Origin of the sequence: Natronorubrum halophilum (assembly GCF_003670115.1) — an archaeon.
Classification (GTDB): domain Archaea; phylum Halobacteriota; class Halobacteria; order Halobacteriales; family Natrialbaceae; genus Natronorubrum; species Natronorubrum halophilum.
In genome coordinates this window covers 96,186-105,381 of sequence record NZ_QQTY01000005.1, presented here as the reverse complement: position 1 = coordinate 105,381, position 9,196 = coordinate 96,186, and the positions used below count along the sequence as shown (strand labels likewise).

Below are 9,196 nucleotides of genomic sequence, written 5' to 3'. Positions count from 1 at the left end.
TGTGTTTCACGCCAAAACACGTCTGAATAATGGTATTTCAACAGAGCCGGGAAAGCGTGTATCACCCGCTTGTTCCGATGTCACTACTCGATCCCGCGTCTGTCCACATGTGATGTTTCGAGTAAACGGGGGAATTAATCCGTGAGATCCTCGTTTTTGCCATGGTCCGTCAATGACCCAGGAAATCCAAACTGTCTCGACCGAAACAGCATTACGGATAGTGGCAGATACGTGTCGGCGATCAATCCTCTCCCAGTTGATCGACAGCGAGGAAACCATGGTTACAATGAATACCCTCGTCGATCGCATCTCTCCCGAGAACCCCCCTCCGAAGACTACTGCAACTCACGCTGACTCCCTTCTCATCGACGTACAACACCTCCATCTCCCGAAACTCGAGGATGCCAATTTGATCGAGTACAACCCGCATACGAAGATGATCCGGTATACCCCTAACGAACGCGTCGAAAGGGTGCTCCGATTCGCCACCGAAGGTATAGAATAGAAACTCAAAACGGCGGGAGCCTTTTGCCCTCACCAGGTCAATTGTTACCATGGCGAGTTTCGAGGAGGAGCAGGCCGAAGCCGAGGCGCTTGACCGGTTGCAAGATCTCGGGTTGTCCCAGTACGAGGCTCAAACGCTGATCAATCTCATACGGCTCGGGACGGGAACCGCACAAGATATCAATCAAATCAATGGTGTCCCCCGGACTCGCGTGTACGAATCGGCGGAGCGACTCCACGAGTTGGGATTCATCGACATCCAGCACACGACGCCGCGAAAGTTTACCGTGACCTCCGAGGAGACGCTCATCCGACTGCTCACCGTCAAACACGAGAACACGATTACCGAACTCGCGGAGTGTCTGAAGGAGATCGGCCCCACCCAGCCACAACGCGAACAGTTCGGCGTCTGGACGGTCACTGGACAGGAGGCGGTGTCGTCCCGCGTTGAGGAGTTCATCGCCGACGCTGACGAGCAGATCGTTTACATGACTATCGACGAATTGCTCACCGACGAACAACTCGACAGGCTTCAGGCTGCCGCGGAGCGTGGTGTCGAGATCTACTTGGCGGGGATTTCCGAAGAAGTCCAGGAACGTATCCAGGAAACGGTGCCGGAAGCCGAACTGTTCGAGACTCTCTGGGAGTGGGAGGAGACGCCCGCCGGAAGCCTGCTGATCACCGACGAAGAGACGGCGCTCGTGAGCGCGCTCGTGGACGATATCTCCACGAGCGAAGACATCGAGGAGACGGCGATTTGGGGTGCCGGCGAACGAAATAGTCTCGTCGTCGTCCTGCGGGCAATTTTCACCTGGCGGCTCAACGGGAACCAGTCGTCGTAAGGCTACTCAATCATTCACTCAGAGACTCACACGATGCTTTTGTTTCTCGGCTCCGTACGAAAAGTATGGTCGCAGAACGAGACGGTGCCGATAAATCTGCGGATACATGCGAGTCACTATTTTGCCGAACGTACGATTGGTCAGCTACAGCGGCAAGTACGGCCACGATCACCGCCCTCGCAACGCTCGAAGAGGTTGATCCGGTGGAACTCTCCGATGTTCTCGATACCACACTGTATGATCACGTCGATCCCGAAGCGCTAGACACGCTTGTCGCTGGCGAAGAACGCGTCGACCTGTCGTTCCTGATCGATGACTATCGAGTGCGAATCGGCGGTGAGGAGTTGACGATTACTCGCCAGTGCGATCGCTAACGATCTCCTCGCGATCAATTCGCACATACAGTGTATATGTGTTTTACGACGAAATGCGGCTAAACAATAGCATTCCAATAGAGCCAACTAATCCAGTTCTACAGGTTCTCTCAGGTCGAACTCAACAGGCGCTTCTAGCTCAGAATCAACCGCTTCGTACACTGTCGCGTTCGTTTCGCCGGGCATTCTGATCAGGTCGTAGTCCTCCATCTTGCTCAAGTAGTTCCCAGCTTGCCGCCACGTGACTGGATCGTTGTCTCGACCGGCGATCGCCTCCTGGTGCTCGAGGTAGGCGCGTTTCATTTTGACGCCACCGGTCGGCCCGACTGCGCGTACGAGCTCGTACAATCGCTGGTGTGTCACCGGCAACGACTGCAGGTTCGCCTCCCGAATCTTCGCTTTCGCCCGCTCGAATGAATCGGCGACGTCAGACTCGTGGATAGACTCGTGTCCACGCTCGCCGGCAAGCTCCGCAGCAGCCAGCACGGACTTGATCGCCCACCGGGCCACCCCACCTGTCTCGTCGGCGATCCACTCGAGTTGATCAGTGCTGACGGGCCGTCCGATCAGGCCGTGTTCCACACGAGGCTCGAGGATGTCGACCAACTCGGGAACGTGGTATTTCCGATAGTCGATCTGGCTATCACCACGAAAGCGCGGTCGGAGATCCCGGTCGACGCGATTGAGCCACTCGTTCTCCGAGTGTGTGATCGCGATGACCGAGACCAACTCGATCGAGAGCAGATCCTCGAGGACGTCCAGGTCGGGAATGACGTCCGCCTCGTCGAGTACGATAATATAGGGTTCGTCGACGATCTTCTCGAGCGTCTGGACGAGCTCGCTGCGCGGCTGGTTGCGCTGGACGACCGTCCCTGCCGGATACTTCTCGACGGCCTCGTGGATAATCCCGTTGGCTGTCTGCCCCGAGCACTCGAGCAGCGCCGAGCTGACAGCAGCGCGTTTGCGGAGATCGCGAAGCATCCACCGAGCCGTTGCAGTCTTCCCGACGCCGGACGGGCCGTGGATGAGGATATCGTGTGCGCGATCACCGGCCGTTGCGGGCTTGAGCAACCGCGAGAGCGAGTTGAGTTCCTCGTTTCGATGGAGGATATCAGTCGGATACGCGTCGTCGAACACCCACCGATCTTTAATCATACGTGATTGTTTTCGGTGGTGATATAAAAGGCGTAACGGGCGTCATTTCGGAACAGCATGGGGGCTGTTTCCGATATTTCCGATAAGCAGTCGGCTACGGTCTGTTAAAATCCTTGACCGATGACGGTTATTCAAAGTCGTGCTGAATATAGAGGATACAGTAAGCACTACACACTCGTTTATTTCGACAGCGTCTGTCCGAATTGACTGGTAGGACTGTGGTGCGTACTGTTATGATGTTCTCCAGTACATGACACTCAGATTACGCCGTCACCATCACTCCTTATGGAGCGAGGAGGTGTATCTCCTCTATGACCGATTCGAGTAGCGACGAGTTCGACCCAACAGCACCAGACCAACGGGAAATCGGCCGCGAAATGGTCGACGACAGTACGGACTCGGTTCGGTGATGGCCCACGCCTATCGCGGAGAGATAGACCGAGTGGGGACATGGCGGCAGCGCCTTGACGAGTCGACGACGTGGGCGGTGACGCTGATGGCAGCAATCTTGACGTGGGCGTTTTCAAGTGCCGATAACCCACATTATATCTTGCTGATTGGGATCATTGTCGTTACCATCTTTCTGGGCATCGAAGCACGGCGGTATCGGGACTACGATGTCTTTCGCTCTCGTGCTCGAGTCATCCAAGAGAACTTGTTCGCAAACGCCCTCGATCCGTCCCAAGGCACTGAAAGTCACGACTGGCGAGCGGAACTGAGCAAGGACTATCGCAGGCCGACGCTGAAAGTTTCGTTATACGAAGCACTCGCAAACCGGCTCCGGCGTGTGTACCTTGCTCTGCTCAGTGTGCTATTTGTCGCGTGGGTCTTCAGGATTACAGCGTTCGCGCCGCGCCAAGACTGGCTGACAACCGCTGGAATCGCCCGTATCCCCGGGATTGCTGTGGTTGCCGTTATGGGTGTGTTCTACGTCGTACTGCTGAGCGTCACCTTCTGGCCCCGCGAGCGCCATGCCAAGGGTGAATTCCGTGAAGGGGACCCGGGCGACTGGAAAGAGACAGACCGATAAATCCGTTCTCCGTATAATGTACCATCTCGGTAGTGGAACGGGATATAGAGGGCTGGAGTACCTACTAGTAGTGATGGCCGAATCAGAAGTGACCCGCTGGGAGTACGAGACGCTTCGCCCACCGCGCGATGAGACCCAAAAAGAAGCAGAGGATCCGAAAGCAGAGTTGAATCAACTCGGTGCAGAGGGCTGGGAGTTTGTGGAGACGATCGACTACGAAGGAGGCGGCACCAAGTATCTCGTTTTTAAGCGACCTGCCCAATCGAGTGAGCCAGTATGACTGACGAGACCGACATCAGTACGGCCAACACGATGCGTGAGCGCTCGGGCGAGAGTCGGATAAAACTCTGGATGCTGCTGCGCGCGAACCGCCTTCTCGTCTCCACCATCCTGACCAGTGCCGTGTTCGTCGCATTCGTAATCGCCGTCGCCGTCCTCTATCCATCGTTTTCACGGCAAATCGAGTCCGGCGACATGATCGACACGATGTTCTCGACGATGATCACGGTCATCGTGACTGGGACGACACTCGTCGTCACGATCGGTCAGCTCGTCCTCTCCCAGGAGAACGGCCCGCTCGGCGATCAACGCGAGCGTATGGCCAGTTCAATGGATTTCCGGGACTTTACTGAAGAATTAATCGGGTCGCCGAGTCCTGCCGATCCATCCGAATTCCTCCGGCAGATCATCGGAATCTCGGCACAACGGACTACGACTCTTCGAGAGTCTATTGGCAAGCATGATGACGAGAACCTCCGAGAAGAGGTCGATGAATTTGCTGAAAGCGTCACTGGGAACGCTGACACGGTACGTGATCAGCTTGAGGGTGCGCAGTTCGGCTCGTTCGATGTGTTATTCGCCGCACTGAATTTCAATTATAGCTGGAAAATCTTCCAAGTTGAACGTCTCGCGAACGAATACGAAGAGAGCCTCACTGAGGAAGAACACGGCTTGCTTGACGACCTCAAAACAGCGCTGTCTCTTTTTGGTCCGGCGCGCGAACACATCAAGACGCTGTACTTCCAGTGGGCACTCATCAACATGTCTCAGATGATTCTCTATGCTGCAGTCCCGGCACTGGCCGTTGCGGGTATCATGATCACAACCGTCGATGCGGGGGCGTTCCCGGGAAGTACACTCGGTTTCGATCACATCATCCTCGTTGTGGGCGGTGCGTTTGCGGTGACGCTCGTTCCATTCATGCTGTTCGTCTCCTACGTCCTTCGCATCCTCACCATAGCGAAACGGACACTTGCCATCGAGCCGCTGATCCTTCGCGAATCACAACGCTAAGATCCGACGCAGTATCTTGTTCCTCTGTCTCTACCAATTCGTCTTCTCACCAACGGCTGAGATATCAGTGACCGATACGCGCCCTGTATTCAGCACGCTGTTTATATCATCCGTTGAGGATTTCAACAGAGCCAAATTTGACAGAGCTTCTGCGTCTACTCGCCGATCGCGACGCCGTCAGCAGTCTCGAGGGTGACGTCGGCGACGATCTCCTCGCCAGTGATCCGCCAGCGTCCACGCCGCTTTTCGTACGTGATCCGATCCCAACCACCAGCTGACCGAGGCTCGAAGACGACCTTCCGGGGCCGGCCGCGTGGAGGATTATATCGAACGGCGAACGGCTCGCGCCGGTCACTCATTGTCAGCCTCGAGGAACTCGGCGATCGCCCGGCAGCGCTCGGCGACCTTCTCGTCGGTCAGCGGACGTTCGAACGTGAGCGTCATCGCAACCTCGTCACCACTGGCCGCCATCACGCAGACACCTCCTCCCAGACACCGGCGCGCTCGGCGGCGTCTTGATGCTCCTGCAACCACTCTCGGGCCTCGTGCACCGCGGGCTCGATCTCTTCGTCGTCTGTGTACTCGGTCCACTCGCCTTCGCGCTGGGCAACCGTTGCACAGATCTCGGCGACCAACGCTTCGAGGTGCATCTCGAGCGCGCCGGTCAGTTCCCCGACGGCGCTGCCAGCATCGAGGCTGGTGTCGTCATCCCAGCCGTATCGTTCGTCGGCTTCGTCGGCCGCACACTCGGCGTTCGCGATCGCCTCGGCGTAATGGTAGACAAGATCGTCGCCGTCGTCGACCGAGTGCATCCAGTCCTCGAGCACCCGCGAGTCGAACGCCTCGATGAACGTGCTCCGCGCCTCGCTGAGACGCTTCCGTCCGCGGTAGCTGAGTTGTGCCATCAGGCATCACCCCCATCAGCGGCGGGCTGAACCGCACGGAGTTGGTCGCTCCACTCGTCGGCGTGCTCAAGAACCTGATCCATCTCTGTGGCCGCGTGGGCGGCGTTGCGACCCTTGGCCTTGATTTTGATCTCGTCTTGATCCCGCGTTCCGCTGCCGCGCTTGATCTTCGCAGTGATCGAGACGCCCGTGTGGATCTGCTCGCGCGTGTCGATCTCCGATTCGCCGCTCCCGTCAGCCCGGACCTCCTGGCCCGCGACTGCCTCGGCCTCGCGGGCAAGCTCGAGATCACGCTGGCCCTGGCGTTCGCGAGCGTCCGCGGCTCGGGCCTGGAGCTTGCGTCGGTCGACGACCTTGGCACAGTGATTGCACAGTCCGCGAGCATCGAGTGGGCGGGGAGCATCGCAGCGATCGCAGCCGTTGAGGTCTCTGCCAGCGATCATGTTCAGATCGCCTCCTGGAGGATGTCCTGCATCCTGTCGACCGCCGAGACGGGGCGCTCGCCCCAGCTACTCTCGTCCCCGTCGCCGATCTCCTGATCGATGAACTGGATCCAGCGCCGGACGTCGTCGCCGCCAGCGCCGTTCGATGCGAGCAGGATCCCTTCCGAATGCAGGATCGGGCCGCGAAGCGAGAACACCGGCACCGCGCCAGAGTCATCGCGTTCTGCGCGGGACTTCGTGACGATGATGCACTCGAGTTTTCGGTCGACGTGGTGGTGTCGCTGCTTGTTGTCTTCGCCGACGTACGCGTAGTTCCAGCTTCGCCGTTCGAAAACGACGTCATCGATCTGTGCTTCCGAAACATCTTCGGTGCGTGGGGTCGTAGTTGACATTGTCCTTCCATGGACACAGGTCGGGTGCTGTAACACCCGGCCGAGAATCGGTTTTCCCGGCCACCCTGCGTTTCTACTTCATAGTCTATCGGGCAGGCACTTAGATGTTACGTACTGTAATAGAATATGTAATATTGTTCGTAGCCACAATGTGTTAGATGGTGCTAACTGTGAAGTGTATCATGTCCGTAGGAACAATCGATATGGTCAACGAGTCGTTTGTGCCCGATGAGCGGCAAGAGGCTGTTCTCGATCACTTAAAGGATGGTCGTGATGAGGGCGAACCGTGGGGGTACACGTCGGCGTCGATCGCTGGCGAGGTGCTCGAGATGCCCCGCCAGTACACATCGTCGGCGTTGGGCTCACTCCATGACGCAGGGTGGGTCGAAAAGGTCGAACCGAAAGGGACTGGCGTTTACCGGTTCGTTGAGGATCCGCGCAAGGACGGTGATTCCGATGATTAGCCAGCAGTATGCCGACGGTGGCTCGTATATTCAGTGGCCTGACGGCTACGACCGCACGGGCTCAAGCGATCGCGAACCCTATCCCGGGAACATCTCGCTCAACCACCGCGAGGCCTTCGAGTCCGTCGTCGAGGAACTCGAGCGCTGGGGGAAGACCGACGTGGAGATCGAGACCGCGGGGACGCACTACGCGAACGATCCGAACATCCCGCATAAGTCCGCCGACCCGGACGACGTCGGCGTCGTGGCCTACTACCGCGACCTCGAGGCCCGGGCTGACGAACAGTCGGCGATCGCCTGCGACCAGTGGGAGAGCCAGCTCGAGAACGCCCGCGCGATCTCGCTGTGGGTCCGACGTATTCGTATTCGGCTAGCCGATCGCTGCGGAGTCGAGACTGCGAAGGACATCGACGAAGTCGCGCAGCTACCGCCAGCTGACGAAGACGCGATCGCCGCGCCGCCGGCCTCGAGCAGTGACGATCTCGACGAGGAGCCGCACGAGACCCTGGACGTCGCGCCGGACGCTCCCAGCGAGATTGTCACGGCAGCGTTCCGAGCGCAGATCAAAGAACTCGAGGGCCATCCAGACACGGGTGGGTCGTCTGGCCGATTCCAGAAACTCAAGGCGGCTCGGGACGAACTACTCGAAGATGGCTGACGTACTCGACGGTCGCGAGGAAACGCTCGAGCGCCTCGAGGAACTGGCCTGCGAACAGTGGGGCGACGAGTGGGCGATCCGAGCAACGCACTTCAGCGACGGCACCACGCAGGCCTACGCCTTCCATTCCCGTGGCGTCGTCGACGATGATCGCGATAAAAAGACGCTCGAGCAGGAGCGACTCTACACAGACGGTGAGCAGACTGTTTTTCAGCGCGTTCACATCCATCGCGAGGACGTCGTCGAGGTCCTCGAGGAACGCGATCTCGAGCAGGACTGACTCGCGAACCGTGGTGTGCTGGCGCCAGTACCCAAAAAATAAGGTTGTTTGACGCCTCGTTTCAGTTGCGCACGAGTTCAGCGTGACAGTCGTCACAAATCAGGTTGAACTCGTCTTTGTCCGAATCGTCGGGCGCTTCCCAGTTACCAGACCAGAAGCGCATGTCGGCGATCGGATCGTGATCGTGGCTGCAGTGCTCGAGGAGGGCAGTGACAGCAGTCAGTTCACCCCGTCAGCCATCTACGAGTACGACGGCGTCTCACGGGATGCCTGGTATCGTTATCACGAGGATCTCGAGGAGGTCGGCGTGATCGAACGGGACGGCAAGATCGGAAACAGTCCGCTCTATCGGCTAACCGAGACCCCACTGGTGGAGCGGCTGCGCGAGCTGGCAGACGTCGTGAGTGAACAGGACGATCGCGATGACTAACTCTGACTTTGGAAGCGCCCGAACGTACCGCTGTCCGGCTCTGTTGAAATCCTATTATTCAGACGCGTTTTTGCGTGAAGTACACGAACACTACACGTGCGAGCTGAACGGACAATGTTCTCCGCAACGTTCAAAATCAGTCACGTGGTGTCGAGACAGATTCTTCTTCGTCTGGCTGTTCAGTCTGTAACTTTCTCACTAGGTTTAGATGCATCAGGTGAAGATGCATGCCAATTCCGTAGAGGATCATGCCAAGTCCCACAAAGGTAAGAGGCATGAGGATTGACTCGATCGCCTGTGCTGGACTACTAAGATTTGCGGGTAAAACGATGCCAACAGCCAATACTAACGCGCTCAGAATAATGAGGAACCCGATGCGGATGATCCGTGAGTATCCCCCGACCTGTTGAATCCGCGCTTCAATTT

14 protein-coding genes and 1 pseudogene are annotated in these 9,196 nt (G+C 57.8%); 10 read left to right on the top strand and 5 right to left on the bottom strand.

Going from position 1 to position 9,196, the window contains the following annotated elements:
- Positions 1 to 172: 172 nt before the first annotated feature.
- The 3 genes from DWB23_RS24155 to DWB23_RS19340 all read left to right on the top strand — a co-directional run bounded on the left by DWB23_RS24155 (position 173) and on the right by DWB23_RS19340 (position 1,720).
- Positions 173 to 505: a DUF7344 domain-containing protein gene (locus DWB23_RS24155; RefSeq protein WP_455429443.1), complete on the top strand. Its 333-nt coding sequence runs from the start codon at positions 173 to 175 to the stop codon at positions 503 to 505.
- A 49-nt stretch (positions 506 to 554) separates the two neighbouring features.
- Positions 555 to 1,346, top strand: coding sequence for a TrmB family transcriptional regulator (locus tag DWB23_RS19345; protein ID WP_121744434.1), 792 nt, complete (start codon positions 555 to 557; stop codon positions 1,344 to 1,346).
- A gap of 65 nt (positions 1,347 to 1,411) precedes the next feature.
- Complete coding sequence (locus DWB23_RS19340) at positions 1,412 to 1,720, top strand: HalOD1 output domain-containing protein (RefSeq protein WP_121744433.1); 309 nt, start codon at positions 1,412 to 1,414, stop codon at positions 1,718 to 1,720.
- Positions 1,721 to 1,807: 87 nt separating this feature from the next.
- Here DWB23_RS19340 and DWB23_RS19335 read toward each other — a convergent pair whose 3' ends face one another.
- Positions 1,808 to 2,875, bottom strand: coding sequence for a Cdc6/Cdc18 family protein (locus tag DWB23_RS19335; protein ID WP_121744432.1), 1,068 nt, complete (start codon positions 2,873 to 2,875; stop codon positions 1,808 to 1,810).
- Positions 2,876 to 3,186: 311 nt separating this feature from the next.
- On the opposite strand from DWB23_RS19335, the pseudogene DWB23_RS19330 reads away from it, so the two are divergent.
- The 3 genes and pseudogenes from DWB23_RS19330 (at position 3,187) to DWB23_RS19320 (ending at position 5,198) form a co-directional block, all read left to right on the top strand.
- Positions 3,187 to 3,905, top strand: a pseudogene (locus DWB23_RS19330) (DUF2270 domain-containing protein).
- Between the two features lie 73 nt (positions 3,906 to 3,978).
- Positions 3,979 to 4,185, top strand: a complete 207-nt coding sequence (locus DWB23_RS19325) for a DUF4177 domain-containing protein (protein ID WP_121744766.1) — start codon at positions 3,979 to 3,981, stop codon at positions 4,183 to 4,185.
- Positions 4,182 to 5,198 (top strand): hypothetical protein, encoded by a 1,017-nt coding sequence (locus DWB23_RS19320; RefSeq protein WP_121744431.1) that lies wholly within the window; start codon positions 4,182 to 4,184, stop codon positions 5,196 to 5,198. The genes DWB23_RS19325 and DWB23_RS19320 overlap by 4 nt, the downstream gene beginning before the upstream one ends.
- A gap of 155 nt (positions 5,199 to 5,353) precedes the next feature.
- On the opposite strand, the gene DWB23_RS19315 is transcribed toward DWB23_RS19320, so the two are convergent.
- From DWB23_RS19315 to DWB23_RS19300, 4 genes are all read right to left on the bottom strand, one after another.
- Positions 5,354 to 5,557 (bottom strand): hypothetical protein, encoded by a 204-nt coding sequence (locus DWB23_RS19315; protein ID WP_121744430.1) that lies wholly within the window; start codon positions 5,555 to 5,557, stop codon positions 5,354 to 5,356.
- A gap of 111 nt (positions 5,558 to 5,668) precedes the next feature.
- Positions 5,669 to 6,103 carry a hypothetical protein gene (locus DWB23_RS19310; RefSeq protein WP_121744429.1) on the bottom strand — a complete coding sequence of 145 codons (435 nt, stop codon included), beginning with the start codon at positions 6,101 to 6,103 and terminating at the stop codon, positions 5,669 to 5,671.
- The gene (locus DWB23_RS19305) at positions 6,103 to 6,546 is read right to left on the bottom strand and encodes a DUF7389 domain-containing protein (protein ID WP_121744428.1); all 444 of its coding nucleotides are present in this window, start codon (positions 6,544 to 6,546) and stop codon (positions 6,103 to 6,105) included. The genes DWB23_RS19310 and DWB23_RS19305 overlap by 1 nt, the downstream gene beginning before the upstream one ends.
- 2 nt (positions 6,547 to 6,548) lie before the next feature.
- Positions 6,549 to 6,938, bottom strand: a complete 390-nt coding sequence (locus tag DWB23_RS19300; RefSeq protein ID WP_121744427.1) for a hypothetical protein — start codon at positions 6,936 to 6,938, stop codon at positions 6,549 to 6,551.
- 182 nt (positions 6,939 to 7,120) lie between these two features.
- On the opposite strand from DWB23_RS19300, the gene DWB23_RS19295 reads away from it, so the two are divergent.
- From DWB23_RS19295 to DWB23_RS19280, 4 genes are all read left to right on the top strand, one after another.
- Positions 7,121 to 7,402, top strand: a complete 282-nt coding sequence (locus tag DWB23_RS19295) for a MarR family transcriptional regulator (RefSeq protein WP_238717511.1) — start codon at positions 7,121 to 7,123, stop codon at positions 7,400 to 7,402.
- On the top strand, positions 7,395 to 8,060 hold the full coding sequence (locus DWB23_RS19290) for a J domain-containing protein (protein WP_121744426.1): 666 nt from the start codon (positions 7,395 to 7,397) through the stop codon (positions 8,058 to 8,060). The genes DWB23_RS19295 and DWB23_RS19290 overlap by 8 nt, the downstream gene beginning before the upstream one ends.
- On the top strand, positions 8,053 to 8,340 hold the full coding sequence (locus tag DWB23_RS19285) for a hypothetical protein (RefSeq protein ID WP_121744425.1): 288 nt from the start codon (positions 8,053 to 8,055) through the stop codon (positions 8,338 to 8,340). Before DWB23_RS19290 ends, DWB23_RS19285 begins: the two co-directional genes overlap by 8 nt.
- Before the next feature lie 82 nt (positions 8,341 to 8,422).
- Positions 8,423 to 8,770 (top strand): hypothetical protein, encoded by a 348-nt coding sequence (locus DWB23_RS19280; RefSeq protein ID WP_162989876.1) that lies wholly within the window; start codon positions 8,423 to 8,425, stop codon positions 8,768 to 8,770.
- The last annotated feature ends 426 nt before the right edge of the window (positions 8,771 to 9,196 follow it).